The 17,326-nt window shown below is 63.2% G+C and carries 16 protein-coding genes and 1 pseudogene; 9 read left to right on the top strand and 8 right to left on the bottom strand.

All coding sequences use genetic code 11. From position 1 onward, the window contains the following. Positions 1–97: 97 nt before the first annotated feature. Positions 98–2,455, top strand: coding sequence for a response regulator (locus ACNFBR_RS05770; protein ID WP_416734021.1), 2,358 nt, complete (start codon positions 98–100; stop codon positions 2,453–2,455). On the opposite strand, the gene ACNFBR_RS05765 is transcribed toward ACNFBR_RS05770, so the two are convergent. Both ACNFBR_RS05765 and msrB read right to left on the bottom strand, forming a co-directional pair. Continuing rightward, positions 2,445–2,933 (bottom strand): glutathione peroxidase, encoded by a 489-nt coding sequence (locus ACNFBR_RS05765; protein ID WP_346646254.1) that lies wholly within the window; start codon positions 2,931–2,933, stop codon positions 2,445–2,447. The genes ACNFBR_RS05770 and ACNFBR_RS05765 overlap by 11 nt on opposite strands. Before the next feature lie 13 nt (positions 2,934–2,946). Next, entirely contained in the window at positions 2,947–3,342 is a 396-nt protein-coding gene (gene msrB, locus ACNFBR_RS05760; RefSeq protein WP_416734020.1) for a peptide-methionine (R)-S-oxide reductase MsrB, read from the bottom strand. Positions 3,343–3,509: 167 nt separating this feature from the next. Between msrB and ACNFBR_RS05755 the strand changes: the two genes are divergently transcribed. Both ACNFBR_RS05755 and htpX read left to right on the top strand, forming a co-directional pair. Beyond that, positions 3,510–4,721: a pyridoxal phosphate-dependent aminotransferase gene (locus tag ACNFBR_RS05755; RefSeq protein ID WP_012271123.1), complete on the top strand. Its 1,212-nt coding sequence runs from the start codon at positions 3,510–3,512 to the stop codon at positions 4,719–4,721. Positions 4,722–4,949: 228 nt separating this feature from the next. Then, on the top strand, positions 4,950–5,837 hold the full coding sequence (gene htpX, locus ACNFBR_RS05750) for a protease HtpX (protein ID WP_416734019.1): 888 nt from the start codon (positions 4,950–4,952) through the stop codon (positions 5,835–5,837). Between the two features lie 62 nt (positions 5,838–5,899). Here htpX and ACNFBR_RS05745 read toward each other — a convergent pair whose 3' ends face one another. Next, entirely contained in the window at positions 5,900–6,550 is a 651-nt protein-coding gene (locus tag ACNFBR_RS05745) for a thiopurine S-methyltransferase (protein WP_416734018.1), read from the bottom strand. Positions 6,551–6,661: 111 nt separating this feature from the next. Between ACNFBR_RS05745 and ACNFBR_RS05740 the strand changes: the two genes are divergently transcribed. Then, complete coding sequence (locus tag ACNFBR_RS05740) at positions 6,662–7,429, top strand: DODA-type extradiol aromatic ring-opening family dioxygenase (RefSeq protein WP_416734017.1); 768 nt, start codon at positions 6,662–6,664, stop codon at positions 7,427–7,429. A gap of 72 nt (positions 7,430–7,501) precedes the next feature. Here ACNFBR_RS05740 and ACNFBR_RS05735 read toward each other — a convergent pair. Together ACNFBR_RS05735 and ACNFBR_RS05730 are read right to left on the bottom strand one after the other, a co-directional pair. Further along, positions 7,502–9,215, bottom strand: a pseudogene (locus ACNFBR_RS05735) (DEAD/DEAH box helicase). A gap of 389 nt (positions 9,216–9,604) precedes the next feature. Beyond that, the gene (locus ACNFBR_RS05730) at positions 9,605–10,360 is read right to left on the bottom strand and encodes a spermidine synthase (protein ID WP_416734016.1); all 756 of its coding nucleotides are present in this window, start codon (positions 10,358–10,360) and stop codon (positions 9,605–9,607) included. Positions 10,361–10,476: 116 nt separating this feature from the next. Here ACNFBR_RS05730 and ACNFBR_RS05725 point away from each other — a divergent pair, with 116 nt between their 5' ends. Continuing rightward, a complete protein-coding gene (locus ACNFBR_RS05725; protein WP_012271117.1) occupies positions 10,477–11,823 on the top strand; it encodes a class II 3-deoxy-7-phosphoheptulonate synthase in 1,347 nt (448 codons plus the stop codon). Here ACNFBR_RS05725 and ACNFBR_RS05720 read toward each other — a convergent pair. Together ACNFBR_RS05720 and ACNFBR_RS05715 are read right to left on the bottom strand one after the other, a co-directional pair. Further along, entirely contained in the window at positions 11,804–13,024 is a 1,221-nt protein-coding gene (locus tag ACNFBR_RS05720; RefSeq protein WP_416734015.1) for a winged helix-turn-helix domain-containing protein, read from the bottom strand. The two genes, ACNFBR_RS05725 and ACNFBR_RS05720, sit on opposite strands and share 20 nt — an antisense overlap. 135 nt (positions 13,025–13,159) lie before the next feature. After that, a complete protein-coding gene (locus ACNFBR_RS05715; RefSeq protein ID WP_012271115.1) occupies positions 13,160–13,378 on the bottom strand; it encodes a DUF1127 domain-containing protein in 219 nt (72 codons plus the stop codon). A 96-nt stretch (positions 13,379–13,474) separates the two neighbouring features. Here ACNFBR_RS05715 and ACNFBR_RS05710 point away from each other — a divergent pair, with 96 nt between their 5' ends. Beyond that, positions 13,475–14,326, top strand: a complete 852-nt coding sequence (locus ACNFBR_RS05710; protein WP_416734014.1) for a LysR substrate-binding domain-containing protein — start codon at positions 13,475–13,477, stop codon at positions 14,324–14,326. A 45-nt stretch (positions 14,327–14,371) separates the two neighbouring features. On the opposite strand, the gene ACNFBR_RS05705 is transcribed toward ACNFBR_RS05710, so the two are convergent. Continuing rightward, positions 14,372–15,121 carry a sulfite exporter TauE/SafE family protein gene (locus ACNFBR_RS05705; protein ID WP_416734032.1) on the bottom strand — a complete coding sequence of 250 codons (750 nt, stop codon included), beginning with the start codon at positions 15,119–15,121 and terminating at the stop codon, positions 14,372–14,374. A gap of 113 nt (positions 15,122–15,234) precedes the next feature. Between ACNFBR_RS05705 and ACNFBR_RS05700 the strand changes: the two genes are divergently transcribed. The 3 genes from ACNFBR_RS05700 (at position 15,235) to ACNFBR_RS05690 (ending at position 17,271) form a co-directional block, all read left to right on the top strand. After that, positions 15,235–16,188, top strand: a complete 954-nt coding sequence (locus tag ACNFBR_RS05700) for a LysR family transcriptional regulator (protein ID WP_416734013.1) — start codon at positions 15,235–15,237, stop codon at positions 16,186–16,188. 58 nt (positions 16,189–16,246) lie between these two features. Next, complete coding sequence (locus tag ACNFBR_RS05695) at positions 16,247–16,702, top strand: MarR family winged helix-turn-helix transcriptional regulator (protein ID WP_103462855.1); 456 nt, start codon at positions 16,247–16,249, stop codon at positions 16,700–16,702. Positions 16,703–16,842: 140 nt separating this feature from the next. Then, positions 16,843–17,271 (top strand): organic hydroperoxide resistance protein, encoded by a 429-nt coding sequence (locus ACNFBR_RS05690; RefSeq protein WP_085627158.1) that lies wholly within the window; start codon positions 16,843–16,845, stop codon positions 17,269–17,271. The last annotated feature ends 55 nt before the right edge of the window (positions 17,272–17,326 follow it).

Genomic DNA, 17,326 nt, shown 5'->3' with positions numbered 1-17,326 from the left:
TTCTTCGCGGCTAAAGCCGCGAAGAAGCCGGCACAAGCCATTGAGCAATCCAGGTTGAATGTGTGACAGGCCCACCAGCAGCCGGGGCTATTCGGCTATGCTTGCGCAGCGCAAGGAACGGGAAACCGGCTCGGGACTCATGGATATCAAGTTCACCAATCGCCTGTCATACAAGCAAGCCCGGTTGACAGTCCTGGTCGGCTTCATCCTGGGAACATTGCTCAGTCTCATCCAGATCGGCATCGATTATGCCAGCGAAGACGCGTCCATCAACCGTGAAGTGCGCGCGTTGCTGCAAATCAGCCACAACCCGGCCTCGCGCATCGCCTACAACATCGACTCGGAACTGGCGCTGGAACTGACCCGCGGCCTGCTGCAGTCGCCGGCCATCATCCGCGCACGGCTGATCGACAACAACGAAACGGTGCTGGCCGATGTCGAGCGACCAAGGTTGCAGGACCGCTACCGGCCACTCAGCGACTTCCTGTTCGGCGAGCAACGCCAGTTCAAGGAACGCCTGTTCCTGACCCACATGCCCGAGGAGTACCTCGGCACCCTGTACCTGGACGTCGACACCTACGCCTTCGGCAGCCGCTTCCTGGACCGCGCCGGCATTACCCTGCTCAACGGCTTCGCCCGCAGCCTGGTGCTGACCGGCATCCTGCTGGCGCTGTTCTACATGATGCTGACCAAGCCGCTGGTGACGGTAATCGGCGCACTCAGCGGCAGCGACCCGCGCAAACCCCGGCAAACCCGCCTGGAATGCCCACATGGTCATGAACACGACGAAATTGGCGTGCTGGTAAAGGTCGCCAACCAGCAGTTCGTCAGCATGGCCACCGAGATCGAACAGCGGCGCACGGCGGAAAACCGCCTGACCCAGTACCTGAACGAGCTGGAAGACATCGTCTCGGCGCGCACCGACGAGCTGAAAGCCAGTAACAGCAGCCTGAGCCTGTCCAACCAGGAACTGGAACAAGCGCGCCGCCGCGCGCTGGACATGGCCCAGGCGCGCGCCGCCTTCCTGGCCAACATGAGCCACGAAATCCGTACCCCGCTCAACGGCATGCTCGGCATGATCGCCCTGGCGCTGGACAACCCGCTACCCGGCGAGCAACGCCAGCAACTGGCGATTGCCCACGACTCGGGCAAGGTACTGGTGGAACTGCTGAACGATATTCTCGACCTGTCCAAGTTCGATGCCGGCCAACTGGAGCTGGAGCGCATCCCGTTCGACATAGGCTCGATGGTGGAAGACACCGCCAACCTGCTGTCGCAGAACACCGCGCAAAGCGTGGAGCTGACCTGCCTGATCGCCAGCGACTTCCCCAGCAGCGTGCTCGGCGACCCCACGCGTGTGCGGCAGATCGTCAGCAACCTGCTGTCCAACGCGCTGAAGTTCACCCGCTTCGGCCGCGTCGACGTGCGCCTGGTGACGATCGTCGGCGGTGTGCGCCTGGAGGTGCGCGATACCGGCATCGGCATCCCTGAAGAAGCCCAGGCGCGCATCTTCCAACCCTTCACCCAGGCGGGTGCCGGCATTACCCGCCAGTATGGCGGTACCGGCCTGGGCCTGGCGCTGACGCGCAACCTGTGCAAGGCCATGCAGGGCCACCTGCACATTCGCTCCGAGCCGGGCTTTGGCAGCTGCTTTACCGCCGAATTGCCGCTGGCCGTGCACACCGAAGCCATCCCGCCGATGCCCCTGCAGGGCCACGTGGCCGCCCTGAGCGCAGCCGGTAGCGGGCTCGATGAACTGTTGCAGCACTTGCTACCCGCCTGGGGCCTGACCTACCGGCGCCATGACAGCAGCGCCACGCTGGACGCCGCCGCGATCGACCTGTTGATCAGCGACGACGTGGACCACCTGTGCGAACTGCGTCCGGCACTGAAAACCCCGATTCTGCTGGTGACCGCCTACGGTAACTTCTTGCCCAACGAGCAGTCGCTGGCCCTGGCGCCGTTGCATCAACTGGCCCGGCCATTGGCGCGCAACGCCCTGTACCAGACCCTGCGCCGCACCTTGCAGGGCCATGAGCCCGAACACCCGCTGGCCACCCCAAGCATTACCCTGGAGCAAGGCCGCGCGCGGATTCTGCTGGTAGAGGACAACCCGGTGAACCAGCTGGTGGCCAAGGGCATGCTGGCCAAGCTCGGCTGCCAGGTGCAACTGGCCACCCAGGGCGCCGAGGCCCTGGAGCTGTTGGAGCAAGACGACTTCGACCTGGTGCTGATGGACTGCAACATGCCGGTCATGGATGGCTACGAGGCCAGCCGGCGCATCCGCCAGAGCGGCCGCTGGCCGGACCTGCCCATCGTCGCCCTCACCGCCAACGCCATGCCCGAGGAACGCGAACGCTGCCGGGCAGCAGGCATGAACGACTACCTGGCCAAGCCGTTCCGCCGTGAAGAGCTACTGGCGCTGCTTGACCATTGGGTGCCGTTCAACGGCTGAGCAAACGCTCGATGTCCGCCTCCAGGGCCTGCGGCTTGGTGGTGGGGGCATAACGCTTGACCTGGCCACTGGCCGGGTCGACCAGGAACTTGGTGAAGTTCCACTTGATCTTCTGCGAACCGAGCAAGCCCGGCGCGCGCTGCTTGAGCTCGACGTACAGCGGATGGGTACCGGGGCCGTTGACCTCGATCTTGCGAAACAACGGAAAGCTCACACCGAAATTGCGCTCGCAGAACTGCGCGATTTCCCGCGCATCGCCCGGTTCCTGTTTGCCGAACTGGTTGCAGGGGAAACCCAGCACCACCAGACCGCGCTCGCGGTAGGCCTGCCAAAGTTGCTCCAGGCCCTTGTACTGCGGGGTAAAGCCGCACTGGCTGGCGGTGTTAACCACCAACAGCAGCTTGCCTGGGAAGTCGCCGAGCGTCTTGTGCTCGCCGCCAAGGGTCACACAGGGGATATCCAGCATCGATGCAGCCATGGTCGGGCTCCGGTCAGTCGCGCGGGCGCAGGTCGATGCACACCGAGTTGATGCAGTAGCGCAGCCCGGTCGGTGGCGGGCCATCGGGGAACACGTGCCCCAGGTGCGCGTCGCAACGGGCACAGGTGACCTCGGTGCGGATCATGCCGTGGGAGGTGTCGCGGATTTCGATCATCGCGCTGTCCTCGATCGGTGCATAAAAGCTCGGCCAGCCGCAGCCGGCGTCGAACTTGGTCTGCGCGTCGAACAGTGGCAGATTGCAGCAGATGCAGTGGTAGATGCCGTCGCGGCGTTCACTGTTGTATTTGCCGCTGAACGGCCGCTCGGTGCCCTTGAGGCGGCATACCTGGTATTGCTCGGGGTCGAGCATCGACCGCCACTCATCCAGGGTTTTTTCGATCTTTTTCATGTAGGGACCTCGGCAGGCTGAATTTCACCCCGCACCGTCTTTTCCGGGGCGCGGGTGGCACGTATATTAGTTGGCTTCGTGTGCCAGGCGTTCAGTCTGGCACCCGCTTCCTGCCGTTTCAAACCTTTCGGCGTGGGTTGCGCGTTTTCTCATATCGGGATCCCATCATGCAGTTCAGCAAATCGAACAAGCTCGCCAATGTCTGCTACGACATTCGCGGCCCAGTGCTCAAGCACGCCAAGCGCCTGGAAGAGGAAGGCCATCGCATCCTCAAGCTGAACATCGGCAACCCGGCGCCGTTTGGCTTCGAGGCGCCCGATGAAATTCTCCAGGATGTGATCCGCAACCTGCCCACCGCCCAGGGCTACAGCGACTCCAAGGGCCTGTTCAGTGCGCGCAAGGCAGTGATGCAATACTGCCAGCAGAAGGAAATCGAAGGCGTCACCATCGAGGACATCTACCTCGGCAACGGTGTTTCCGAGCTGATCGTCATGTCGATGCAGGCTCTGCTGAACAACGGCGACGAAGTGCTGATCCCGGCCCCCGACTACCCGCTGTGGACCGCCGCCGTGAGCCTGGCGGGCGGCAAGCCGGTGCACTACCTGTGCGACGAGCAGGCCGATTGGTTCCCCGACCTGGAAGACATCAAGGCCAAGATCACCCCGAACACCAAGGCCCTGGTGATCATCAACCCGAACAACCCGACTGGCGCGGTGTACTCCAAGGAGCTGCTGCTGGGCATGCTGGAGCTGGCCCGCCAGCACAACCTGGTGGTGTTCTCCGACGAGATCTACGACAAGATCCTGTACGACGAAGCCGTGCACATCAGTACCGCCTCGCTGGCCCCTGACCTGCTGTGCCTGACCTTCAACGGCCTGTCCAAGTCGTACCGAGTGGCGGGCTTCCGTTCCGGCTGGCTGATCATCTCCGGGCCCAAGCACCACGCCCAGAGCTATATCGAAGGCATCGACATGCTGGCCAACATGCGCCTGTGCGCCAACGTGCCGGCCCAGCATGCCATCCAGACCGCGTTGGGGGGCTATCAGAGCATCAACGACCTGGTATTGCCGCCAGGGCGCTTGCTTGAACAGCGCAACCGCACCTACGAGCTGCTCAACGATATCCCCGGGGTGAGCTGTGTGAAGCCGATGGGTGCGCTGTATGCATTCCCGCGCATCGACCCGAAGGTGTGCCCGATCCTCAACGACGAGAAGTTCGCCCTTGACCTGCTGCTGTCGGAAAAACTGCTGATCGTGCAAGGTACGGCGTTCAACTGGCCGTGGCCGGACCACTTCCGCGTGGTGACCTTGCCTCGGGTGGACGACCTGGAAGCGGCGATTGGCCGGATTGGCAATTTCCTGAAGGGGTATTCGCAGTAAGGTCCGACGGGATTTTTGGGGCGGCGCTCGATCTCACAGGCGCCACAAACCTCAAGGCATACCTCGCTTCTTACATCCTGCAACGCTCTATCCCACAGCCCCCGCGCCATCCTCTGCCATACTCCGCCGTACACAGTTTGAAATAGTCGCCCGATTGAATCGGCACGGCAGGCCCCTTATATACCCCGCAGTAAGCGACAACTCATCCGTCAGGAGAACGTAACAACCATGATGCGCATTCTGTTGTTTGTAGCCACCAACCTTGCGGTGGTGCTGGTTGCAAGCATTACCCTGAGCCTGTTCGGTTTCAACGGGTTCATGGCCGCCAACGGGGTCGACCTGAACCTCAGCAGCCTGCTGGTGTTCTGCGCCGTGTTCGGCTTTGCCGGCTCCCTCGTCTCGCTGTTCATCTCCAAGTGGATGGCGAAAATGAGCACCGGCACCCAGATCATCAGCCAGCCGCGCACTCGCCACGAGCAGTGGCTGCTGCAAACGGTCGAAGAGCTGTCCCGTGAAGCGGGCATCAAAATGCCCGAAGTGGGTATCTTCCCGGCCTACGAGGCCAACGCCTTCGCCACCGGCTGGAACCGCAACGACGCGCTGGTAGCCGTGTCCCAGGGCCTGCTGGAGCGCTTCTCGCCCGATGAAGTGCGTGCGGTACTGGCCCACGAAATCGGCCACGTCGCCAACGGCGACATGGTCACCCTGGCGCTGGTGCAGGGCGTGGTGAACACCTTCGTGATGTTCTTTGCACGCATCATCGGCAACTTCGTCGACAAGGTCATCTTCAAGAACGAAGAGGGCCAGGGCATTGCCTACTACATGGCCACCATCGTTGCCGAGCTGATCCTGGGCATTCTGGCCAGCATGATCGTGATGTGGTTCTCGCGCCGCCGCGAATACCGCGCCGACGAAGCCGGCGCGCAGTTGGCCGGTACTTCGGCAATGATCGGCGCCCTGCAGCGCCTGCGTGTGGAGCAAGGCTTGCCGGTGCACATGCCGGACACCATGAAAGCCTTCGGCATCAATGGCGGCCTCAAGCATGGCCTGGCCGGCCTGCTGATGAGCCACCCACCACTGGAAGACCGCATCGAGGCCCTGCGCCGCCGCGGCTGATCCAACTGCAAATGCAAAAAAGGGCGACTTCGGTCGCCCTTTCTGTATGCCTGTGCGGGCCCTCAGCGGCCAACCCGGTACACACGCTCCAACAAGCTCGATGCCCCAGCCTGCACGAACTTCGGGCTTTCTTCGATCACCTGCACGACCTCCAGCTCATCCACCTGCCACCCGGCCAACCCCTGCCGCACTTCTTCATCCCCTACCGAAAACGGCGGCCCGGCCAGCAGTGACTGGTCATAATCCAGGGTTACCAGCAACCCTCGGCACGTCGCAGGCAGCAAAGCCGACAACAGCTGCATGTAACCCTTACGCATCGACGGCGGCAAGGCAATCAGCGCAGCCCGGTCATACAGCCCCGTACAGTCGCCGATATCTTCTGCCCGCAATGCAAAGAAATCGCCACACCACAGCTCGACGTCGCCACTGCGCCAAACCTCGAAAGCCCCATGCTGCAAACGTTCGGCCTCAAGCCCATGCTCACGGAAGAAGCCCTCAACCGCCTGCCGAGACAGCTCCACACCCAGCACGCGGTATCCCTGCCCCACCAGCCAGGCCAGGTCCAGGCTTTTGCCACACAACGGCACCAGCACCCGGCTACCCGGTGCCAAGCCCAGCGCGGGCCAGTGGGCCTGGAGATACGGATTGACCTGCGCCTGATGGAAGCCGATCTGGTTGTCGGCCCACCGTTTGTGCCAGAAAGCCGGCTCCATGGTTGCTCCTTTTTCAATCGATTGATTCGATAGTTAGCGTGTAAAACTTGCGATGGATATCGATCGGTTGTTGATCGAAGATGAGTGCATCTTAACCCTCAGGACCTCGCCATGCTGCCCAGCCTGTTCATTTCCCACGGTTCCCCCATGCTCGCCCTGCAACCCGGCGCCAGCGGGCCGGCGCTGGCCGGCCTGGCCAACGCGCTGCCACGGCCAAAAGCGATCGTGGTGGTGTCGGCGCACTGGGAAAGCCGCGAGCTGCTGGTCACCGGCAGCGCACAGCCAGAAACCTGGCATGACTTCTACGGCTTCCCACCCGCCTTGTATGCGGTGCAGTACCCAGCGCCGGGCGCACCTGCCCTTGCCGGCCAGGTCAGCGAGTTGTTGATAGCTGCGGGGCTACCCGCGCGGCTGGATGCGCAGCGCCCGTTCGACCATGGCGCCTGGGTGCCGTTGTCGCTGATGTACCCGGATGCGGGCATTCCAGTGGTGCAGGTTTCACTGCCCAGCCAAATGGGGCCGGCACTGCAGCTCAAGGTGGGGCAGGCATTGGCAGGGTTGCGCGAGCAGGGCATTTTGCTGATGGGTTCGGGCAGTATCACCCATAACCTTGGGGAACTGGACTGGCATGCGGGGCCGGAGGTGATCGAGCCCTGGGCCCTGGCGTTCAGGGATTGGGTGGTAGATCGGCTACAGGAGGATGACCAGGCGTCGTTGCTGGATTACCGCAATCAGGCGCCCTATGCAGTGCGTAACCATCCCAGTGATGAGCATTTCCTGCCACTGTTCTTTGCCCTGGGTGCTGGGGGCAAATTCGGCGTGGTGCACCAAGGGTTCACCTTGGGGGCACTGGGGATGGACATCTATCGGTTCGACTGAACACCCGTGAGGGGTGGCACAGGCAAAAAAAAATCCCCAGCCAAGGCCGGGGATTTTTTCATTGCGCCAGGATCAATCCTCGCGGTAGCGACGCAGCTTCAGCTGCTTGCCAGCCACGCGGGTGTCCTTGAGCTTGGACAGCAGCTTCTCCAGGCCGTCTTCTGGCAGCTCGACCAGGCTGAAGCTGTCGCGCACCTGGATGCGACCGATAGCGTCACGCGCCAGGCCACCCTCGTTGAGGATCGCACCCAGCAGGTTCTTGGCAGCGATGCCGTCACGGGCACCCAGGGCAGTACGGCAACGCACGCGGCCTTCGGCCAGCGGCAGCGGCGCACGGCGCTCACGGTCACCACGGTCTGGGCGCTCGCTACGCTCACCGCGCTCGGTACGCTCGCCACGTGGGGCGAAGCTTGGCACCAGCGGCTGCTCGCGCTCTACCGCCGCCAGGTCCAGCGCCTGGCCATTGGTCGCTTTGCGCAGCAGGGCCGAAGCCAAGGCACGCGCGCTGCAACCCAAATCAGCGGTCAGGCGGTCGAACAGCTCGCCATGGGTGGCTTCTGCTTCGGCTACCAGCGGCGCCAGGCTCGAGGTCAGCTTCTTGATGCGGGCATCCAGCACGGCCTGAGCATTCGGCAGGCGCGCTTCGGCAACTTTCTGCCCGGTAACACGCTCGATCACCTGCAGCATGCGGCGCTCACGCGGGGTCACCAGCAGCAGCGCACGGCCATCGCGACCGGCACGGCCGGTACGGCCGATACGGTGCACGTAGGATTCCGGGTCGTACGGCATATCGACGTTGAACACGTGGGTGATGCGCGGTACGTCCAGGCCACGGGCGGCGACGTCGGTGGCGACGACGATGTCCAGGCGGCCATCCTTGAGCGAGTCGATCACGCGCTCACGCTGGTTCTGGGCGATGTCGCCGTTCAGCGCGGCAGCCTTGTAGCCCTTGGCTTCCAGCGCGGCGGCCAGGTCCAGGGTGGCTTGCTTGGTGCGCACGAAGGCAATCAGCGCGTCGAACTCTTCCACTTCCAGCAGACGCAGCACAGCCGGGATCTTCTGGTCGGCGTGGACCATCAGGTGGGCCTGCTCGATCGCGGTAACGGTCTGAGTCTTGCTCTGGATCTTGACGTGCTTGGGCTCGCGCAGGTGACGCTCGGCGATCGAACGGATCGACGACGGCAGGGTAGCGGAGAACAGTACGGTCTGACGGGTAGCCGGGATTGCGTCGAAGATCACTTCGAGGTCGTCCATGAAGCCCAGCTTCAGCATCTCGTCGGCTTCGTCCAGTACCAGGTACTGTACGGTCGACAGGACTTTCTCGTCACGGCGCAGGTGGTCGCACAGACGACCTGGGGTAGCGACGACGATTTGCGCGCCGTTGCGGATCGCACGCAGCTGTGGGCCCATCGGGGCACCACCGTACACGGCGACCACGTTCACGCCTGGCATCTGCTTGGCGTAGGTTTCGAAAGCGGTAGCAACTTGCAGCGCCAACTCACGGGTTGGCGCCAGGATCAGGGCTTGCGGTTCGCGCTTGCTCACATCGATCTTGTTGAGGATCGGCAGGGCGAAGGCAGCGGTCTTGCCGGTGCCCGTCTGCGCCTGGCCGATCATGTCGTGACCGGCGAGGATGATCGGGATCGATTGTTGCTGAATGGCGGACGGCTCTTCGTAGCCGGTCGCCAGAACGGCAGCAACAATGTTCGGATTAAGATCGAGAGCGGCGAAACCGCCGGTTTCCTGGGTCATGGGTCTGCCTCTAGGTGCATCCGCAAAGACCCATGCTCCAAAGCTGCACATGCCTTGAAAGACCGTCAGGTCACCCAGGCAGCTTTGGCGGCGGGGATTTGCGAAAACGATTGAAAAAGAAAACTTGGGAAGGTCCGCCTAGCGGACGTGCAGCCGAAGCTGGACTCGGAGGATTTGCACCACCTGATTTTGAGGTCCGCTAAAAGACCGGCGCGTACTATACCCGAAATAGTGCAGAGACGTGAGGAATATTTTCGGGGTGCGGGGCCATTATCGAGCCATCAGGCAAGTACGGCTGAAACGATTCCTGCCTGTGATACCGCGCTGCCTGCTTCGCGGGTAAACCCGCTCCCACAGGATGCTCACCGCCCTTGAACACTGTGACATCCCTGTGGGAGCGGGCAAGCCCGCGAAGAACCCAACTCAGGTAGCTGGCCGAATCTCACGAATCAGCCCTTCCAAGCTATAACCCAGTCGCGGCGCCAGCGCCTCGGCCCGGGCCCGCAACCCATCCAGGTCCAGTGTCTGCTCCAGGTCCGCCGGCACCAGCAAGATCACGTTGCCCTCCTTCACCGGCAGTTCCCAGTAATGCCGGTGGTACAACCCGCGCAGCAGCGCCGCACCCAGTGGCTTGCCATCATCGGTGGCCCACTGGTTGATCACCAGCCAGCCACCCGGGTTCAGTTGCTGCTGGCAGTTCTCCAGGAAGTTCCATGCCAAATGCCCTACTCCCGGCCCGTGGTCGGTATATAAGTCGACGAACAGCAGGTCGGCCTTCTCGGCTGTGGGCAACAGCTCCAGGGCATCGCCGATGCGCACGTACAAACGCGGATCATCATCCAGGCCCAGGTACTCCATGGCCAGGCGCGGCACATCCGGGCGCAGCTCGATGGCCTCGATGTCGTCCAGCGGCAGGAACTTCATGCAGGCCTGGGTCAACGTACCGGCGCCCAAACCGAGAAACAGCGCGCTTTCCGGCTGTTCATGGCACAAAGCGCCCACCAGCATTGCACGGGTGTAGTCGTACTCCAGCCAGCTAGGGTCGGCCGTGAACACGCAGCTTTGCTCGATGGCATCGCCGAATTCCAGAAAGCGGTAGTCGTCCACTTCGTACACGCTGATGACGCCAAAGGCGTCCTCTACCCGTGCCAGCAGCCGCTCTTCCCGATCCGCCGTCATGCTCACCACCCACCCGCGCAAAAACGCGCATTGTCCGCCAACACCCTCGATGCAACAAGCGCAGCGCCAACTGTTACCATGGCCCTTAGCCTACAACCGACAAGACCGAGCCCGAGATGAACCAACCGTGGAGCCCTGACAGCTGGCGCGCACTGCCGATCCAGCAGCAACCGACCTACCCCGATGCCGCGCACCTGCTGAAGGTTGAACAGACCTTGGCCAGCTACCCGCCGTTGGTGTTCGCGGGCGAGGCGCGCGAGCTGCGCCGGCAGTTCGCCGAAGTCACCGAAGGCCGCGCGTTCCTGCTGCAGGGTGGCGATTGCGCCGAGAGCTTCGCCGAGTTCTCGGCCGCGAAAATCCGCGACACCTTCAAGGTGCTGCTGCAAATGGCCATTGTCATGACCTTTGCCGCCGGCTGCCCGGTGGTCAAGGTGGGGCGCATGGCTGGGCAGTTCGCCAAACCGCGCTCATCTGGCGATGAAACCATCGGCGACATCACCCTGCCCGCCTACCGCGGCGACATCGTCAACGGCATCGGCTTCGACGCCAAAAGCCGCATCCCCGACCCGGAGCGCCTGCTGCAGGCCTATCACCAGGCCACCGCCAGCCTCAACCTGCTGCGCGCGTTCGCCCAGGGCGGGTTTGCCGACCTGCACCAGGTGCACAAGTGGAACCTGGACTTCATCGCCAACTCGGCGCTGGCCGACAAGTACCACCAACTGGCCAACCGCATCGACGAAACCCTGGCGTTCATGCGCGCCTGCGGCCTGGACAGCGCGCCGCAACTGCGCGAAACCAGCTTCTTCACGGCCCACGAAGCCCTGCTGCTGAACTATGAAGAAGCGTTCGTGCGCCAGGACAGCCTGACCGGCGACTACTACGACTGCTCGGCGCACATGCTGTGGATCGGCGACCGCACTCGCCAGCTCGACGGCGCCCATGTGGAGTTCCTGCGCGGCGTGCACAACCCGATCGGGGTCAAGGTTGGCCCAAGCATGAACCCAGAAGAGCTGATCCGCCTGATCGACACGCTCAACCCGGCCAACGACCCGGGGCGCCTGAACCTGATCGTGCGCATGGGTGCGAACAAAGTCGGCGACCACCTGCCGGGGCTGATCCGCACCGTCGAGCGCGAGGGGCGCAAAGTGCTATGGAGCTCCGACCCGATGCACGGCAACACCATCAAGGCCAGCAGCGGCTACAAGACCCGCGATTTTGCGCAGATCCTGGATGAGGTGAAGCAGTTCTTCCAGGTGCACCAGGCCGAGGGCAGCCATGCCGGTGGCATACACATCGAGATGACCGGGCAGAACGTTACCGAATGCATCGGCGGTGCCCGGCCAATCACCGAAGACGCGCTGTCTGACCGGTATCACACCCATTGCGACCCGCGGATGAATGCCGATCAGTCGCTGGAGCTGGCGTTCTTGATTGCCGAAACGCTCAAACAGGTGCGGCGCTAAGCAAAGCCCGGCGCAACTGGCTGCCCTCTGTGCGTGGGCAGTTCAGTTGCACCCGCTCCAGCCCCAACCAGCTGGCCAGGCGCAACAGGTTGCCCGCCAGCGCGTGATACCTCTCCTCGTCCAGCCCTGGCGTTTCTGCATGCACGGCGTGCACCGCCAGTTGCCCTTGGGCGCGTTCGGCCCGCAGGTCTACCCGCGCGACGATGCGTTCGCGGTACAGAAACGGCAGCACGTAGTAGCCATACACCCGTTTGTGCGCCGGTGTGTAGATTTCCAGGCGGTAGCGGAAGTCGAACAAGCGCTCGGTACGGTTGCGCTCCCAGACCAGTGAATCGAACGGCGACAGCAGCGCGCTGGCCGCTATGCGCCGAGCAATGCGCGGCGTGCCGACGCAATAAGCCCGAGGCTTCCAACCCTGCACCTCGACTGCTTGCAGCCTGCCATCTGCAAGCAGCTCGGCCAGCGCCGCCCTGGCCTGAGCGGGCTCCAGACGAAAGTAGTCACGCAAGTCGCGCTCGGTGGCGACACCCAAGGCGGTGGCGGCGTGCAGCATCAGGCCCTGATGCGCCTCGGCCTCGCGGGGCCGTGGCTGGTCGAGGATCGCCTTGGGCAACACCTTGTCCGGTACATCGTAAAGCCGCTCGAAACCACGGCGCCCCGCCACAGTCACCTGGCCTGCGGCGAACAGCCACTCCAGCGCGTGCTTTTCCTCGCTCCAGTCCCACCAGGGGCCGGCACGTTCCTCGCGGGAGGACAGGCTGCCGGCGCCCAGTGCGCCCTGTTCACGCACGGCGGCCAGCACCCGGGCGATCACGTCCTGGCGCTCGCGGCCGAACTGCGCGAGCTGGCGGTAGATACCCCGGCCGTCGGCAGCATGGGCCATGCGCCAGCGCAGCAGCGGGTACAGGCTCAACGGCAGCAGCGACGCTTCGTGGCCCCAGTATTCGAACAACTGGCGCTGACGGCCTTGGCCCCAGGCGAGTTGGTCGAGGGTCGCTGGCGAGTAATCACCCAGGCGGGAAAACAGTGGCAGGTAGTGCGAACGGACCAAGGCGTTGACCGAGTCGATCTGCAACACGCCTAGCCGATGCAGCATGCGCTTGAGGGCCGGGAGGGTCGGGGCCGTTTCTGGCTGTTTGCCGAAACCTTGGGCAGAAAGGCACAGGCGGCGGGCCTGGCTGATGGACAACTTGAGAGGCAAGCCTGATCTCCTTGTGACGGCTGTTCCGGCCTTTTCGCGGGCAAGCCCGCTCCTACAGGTACCGCACAACGCTCAAGTACCTGTAGGAGCGGGCTTGCCCGCGAAGAGGCCGGTAAATCCACCGACAAACTTAGCCTATTTACGCAGGGGATCATCCCAAAAATGCCGCTCGGCCTCTTGCTGGATATCCGCCCGGCTCAACCCCAGGTCGTGCAAGGTTGCATCGCTGAGGCGGGCCAGTTCCTGGCGCTGACGATACAGCTGCAGCCAGCGCGCCGGACGCTGCAGGGCCGCATGCCACAGGTGGTTCAGGGAAAAGGCAGGTTGCTGGATGCTGCTGACATGACCTTTCATCGTGAAGCCCTCCGTGTTGATGGCCTCAGTGTCACGCCAGGCATAAGATCAATCCAACGAATGTTTCTGATGCCATGCATCTCGGAGATTGATGCAATGTCCCAGTACCAGAGCCTCGATGCGGACGTACTGCGCACCTTCGTCGCCATCGCCGAGCAAGGCGGCTTCACCCGCGCCGGCGAGGTGGTCAACCGCACCCAGTCGGCGGTGAGCATGCAAATGAAACGCCTGGAAGAAGACATCCTGCAGCGTCAGCTGTTCGAACGTGATGGCCGCCAGGTACGGCTGACTGCCGAAGGCCAGGTGCTGCTGGGCTACGCCCGACGCATCCTTAAACTGCATGGCGAGGTGTTCAACACCCTGCGCATGCCGCACATGGTCGGGCTGGTGCGCATTGGCACACCGGACGACTACGCCATGCGTTTTCTGCCGACCATTCTGTCGAGCTTTGCCCAGGCCTACCCATTGGTGCAGGTGGAGGTGCACTGCGACTCGTCCAAGCAGCTGATGCTGCGCCAGGACCTGGACCTGACCATCGTCACCCGCGAGCCGGGCAACGAGGTGGGTCAATTGCTGCGCCAGGAACGCCTGGTGTGGGCCGCCGCCGAAGGCTTTTGCCCACAGGAACAGCGGCCGATGCCGGTGGCGCTGTTCAACACCGACTGCTTCTGCCGCGCCTGGACCTGCAATGCCCTGGAAGCACAAGGCATCGATTACCGCATTGCCTATACCAGCCCCAGCCTGGCGGCGATCTTCGCCATTGTCACGGCGGGGCTGGCGGTGACCGCGCAGTTGCAGAGCCTGATTGGTGGGAACATTCGCATTTTGGGTGAGCAGGATGGGCTGCCGCAGTTACCAGTGGCCAATGTGATGCTGGTGCGCAGTACGCAAAACCCTTCGCCTATTACCGATTGCATGGCGGATTACATCGTCGAGGGGTTCATGTAGGAGCAGCCTTGCGCTGCGAATGGGCCGCAAAGCGGCCCCAAAATCTCAAACCTCAAACCCCAGCATCACCGCACACACCACCAAAAACACACAGAACATCGCCCGCAACACCTTCTCCGGCAGCGCATGCGCCAGCTTCACCCCCCAACTGATGCTGAGCAAGCCCCCCACCGCCAACGGAACGCCCACCCCCCAGTCAACGCTATGGTGCACACCATAGGTCACCAGCGTGACCAAGGTACTCGGCGCCGCCAGCGCCAGTGACAGCCCCTGCGCCACCACCTGGGTGGTGCCGAACACACTGGTCAGGATCGGCGTGGCCACCACCGCCCCACCCACCCCGAACAAGCCGCCCATGGTGCCGGCAAAACTGCCCAGCACACCCAGCCACGGCCAGGCATAGCGCAGTTCGGCACTCGGCGGCGACACCTTCATGAACATCCGCGCCACATTCCACACCGCCAGCGCCACCAGAAAGCCAACAAAGCCCAGGCGCATGGAATGCGCATCCAGCCCCACCGCCCAGATCGACCCCAACCAGGCGAACAAGAAGCTGCACGCCGACAGCGGTAGCGCATGGCGCAACGTGATGCGGTTGCGCTGATGATAACGCCACAGCGCCAGCAGCACGTTCGGCACCACCATCACCAGCGCCGTGCCCTGCGCCAGTTGCTGGTCCAAGCCAAACAACACGCCCAGCGCCGGAATCGCGATCAGCCCGCCGCCAATGCCGAACACGCCTCCCATGGTGCCCAAGGCTGCGCCCAGCACGATATACAACAACCACTCGATCATCAGGGCCTCGTCCGTCATTTCCAGTAATGCGAGCATGCTAACGATTGCGCCCTGGCGGGGAAACGCACAGCAGCGCACAATGGCTATGCGTATTTCGCAAAAGCAAGGCAGCCATGAGCCCCGATACCCTGACCGACCAATTGAGCCTGTTCCTCGATGTGCTGGAAACCGGCAGCTTTTCTGCCGCCGCCCGTCGCCACCCGCTGAGACCGTCCGCCGTGGCCCGGCGCATCGACAACCTGGAAAGCGCCGTCGGCAGCCGCCTGTTTACCCGTAGCACGCATGCCGTACGCGCCACGCCCGCGGGCAATGCCTTTGCCGAGCGGGCCAGGCGCATCATCGACGAGCTGCGCCTGGCCCGGGCCGAAGCGGTATCGCTGAGCAATGCCCCCGAAGGGCTGATCCGCATCGATGCGCCCGCCGCATTCGGCCGCCGCCACTTGGCCCCGGCCATTGCCGATTTCCTGGTGGCCTATCCGGGCCTGGACGTGCAACTGCGCTTGATCGACAGCTTCGTCGACCTGCATGGCAGCCACCTGGGCGAGGTCGACCTGGTGCTGCGCGCCGGCCCCTTGGCCGACACCCGCCTGGTCGCCACCCCACTGGCCTACATGGTGCGCATCGCCTGCGCCAGCCCCGCCTACCTGGCCAACCGTGGCGTACCCACCTGCCCCAGCGAGTTGCCCGGGCATGACGGCCTGGACTGGGACGGCCTGGCACCGCCGTTTGCCTGGCGCTTTAGTGTGGCCGGGCAAACCCGCCTGTACCGCCCCGCGCGCATGCGCATGGCTGCCAACAACGCTGAAACCTTGCTGTTCGGCGCCCTCGCCGGCTTAGGGGTAGCCCACCTACCCACCTGGCTGATCAGCGAGTACCTGCTGCGCGGCGAACTGATCCCGTTGTTTTGCCAAGGCGGCCTGCCTGAAGCCGAGACCAGTGGTATCTACGCACTGCGCCTGGAACATGAAACGAACTCTCGCAGCCGTTTGCTGCTCGAATTTCTCAAGAACCGCTTCAGCCCGATTCCACCTTGGGACCTGGCGTTGCGCAGTGAACTGCGCGAGTAATGCGTGCACTAATGATCAGCGCGCCAGAATTTTCCATTGATTACCTTCAAGGACCTGCATGAACGCCGACACCCAAGCCTCCTGTGACGAGCTGCTGCTGGACAACCAGGTCTGTTTCGCCCTGCACTCCACCTCGTTGCTGATGACCAAGGTCTACAAACCGTTGTTGCAGGCGCTGGGCCTGACCTACCCGCAATACCTGGCCATGCTGGTGCTGTGGGAGCGTGACGGCCTGACCGTGGGCGAAATCAGCCAGCACCTGCTGACCGACCCAGGCTCGCTGACCCCACTGCTCAAGCGCCTGGAAAGCGAAGGCCTGCTGCAGCGCAACCGCAGCCGCGAGGACGAACGGGTAGTGATGGTACAGCTGACCGACAAAGGCCGCGCCTTGCAACAGCAGGCCAAAGAGGTACCACAGTGCATCCTCAAGGCCAGCGGGCGCAGCCTGGAGCAGCTGCAGCAACTGCAGGCCGACCTGTTGAACCTGCGCGAGAACCTGCAGAAAAACCTCTGAGGGCTATGCTGTGCAATGGCCGTTCGGATAAACGGTGACGATTTATCTTGCGCGCTAACTAATTGCGCGCTAACTTAAATCCCACACCAACCCGCGCCCTCCTGCGAACAGGAGCGCACAGCACATTAGCGAGGCTCAAGATGCAAAAGGTCACTCCGCTGTACATCGCAGAAGCTACCTCTACCGGTGGGCGCGACGGCAAATCCCGCTCCAGCGACGGCAAGCTGGCCGTCAGCCTGAGCACCCCCAAGGAACTGGGCGGTGCTGGCGGTGATGGCACCAACCCCGAGCAGATGTTCGCCGCCGGTTACTCGGCCTGCTTCATCGGCGCCTTGAAGTTCGTGGCCGGGCAAGAGAAGAAAGCCCTGCCGGCAGATGCCTCGATCACCGCCAAGGTGGGCATCGGTCAGATCCCAGGCGGCTTTGGCCTGGACATCGACCTGCACATCAACCTGCCTGGCCTGGCCCAGGCCGATGCCGAAGGGCTGGTGGAAAAGGCGCACAAGGTGTGCCCGTACTCCAACGCCACCCGCGGTAATGTGGATGTACGTCTGCATGTGACGGTGTAAGGCACAGGCATAAAAAAACCCGGCCAAGGCCGGGTTTTTTTTGCGTCACGCAAGA

The organism is Pseudomonas sp. NY11955 (genome assembly GCF_048068035.1).
Classification (GTDB): Bacteria; Pseudomonadota; Gammaproteobacteria; order Pseudomonadales; family Pseudomonadaceae; genus Aquipseudomonas.
The sequence above is the reverse complement of the archived record's forward strand: the minus strand, read 5'-3'. Positions and strand labels throughout refer to the sequence as shown.